Genomic DNA, 782 nt, shown 5'->3' with positions numbered 1-782 from the left:
AAGGGTACTTGATATTGGTACTGGTACGGGGATTATTGCGGTTACCTTAAAACAACTGTTCCCAAACCTGCAAGTCACGGCGACAGATATTTCACCGGATGCCTTAAATATTGCCCGTGAAAATACTGCGGATAAAAAAGCTGTTATTGATTTTCAACTTGGTGATTTATTTGAACCAGTTCTTGGCCAAGAATTTGATTTAATCATTTCAAACCCACCTTATATCGGCTTAGATGAAACGGATGTGATGTCCAAATCAACGGTCCTATATGAACCAGATTTAGCCCTTTTTGCAGAGGAAAATGGCTATCAAATTTATTGGCGCTTATTCGACCAAATCCATGATTATTTGGCTAAGCCGGGTTACTTTATTGGGGAATTTGGTTACCAACAAGGGCAATCCTTGCTTGCTGGTGCTAAAGATCGCCTGCGAATGACGGGCGCCGAGGTAAACATTATCCAAGATTATGCGGGCAATGATCGAATTTTAGTCATCCAAAATCCATATAATACAACAATCTAACAAATCCATAGAAATAAGAAAGGAGTTCAACCAATAATGACAAAAATCATTCAAGCAAGTGAAATTGATGAAGGAGCAGCCTTACTGCAAGATGGCCAATTAGTGGCTTTTCCAACTGAAACAGTCTTTGGTCTAGGGGCTATCGCCAATAATGCGGATGCTGTTAAATCAGTATATACAGTAAAAGGCCGTCCAAGCGATAATCCTTTGATTGTCCATATCGCTGATCCAGAAGATATTTTTGACTATATGATTGATA

At 39.4% G+C, this 782-nt stretch carries 2 protein-coding genes; both read left to right on the top strand.

Annotated elements, in window-relative coordinates:
* Positions 1-523: HemK/PrmC family methyltransferase (locus ACRCJ0_RS16990; RefSeq protein WP_431391332.1), on the top strand; the 523-nt coding region annotated here is incomplete at its 5' end.
* A gap of 36 nt (positions 524-559) precedes the next feature.
* Positions 560-782: L-threonylcarbamoyladenylate synthase (locus ACRCJ0_RS16985; protein WP_431391330.1), on the top strand; the 223-nt coding region annotated here is incomplete at its 3' end.

The organism is Aerococcus sp. L_32 (assembly GCF_050689315.1).
This window is presented reverse-complemented; position numbering and strand designations above follow the sequence as displayed.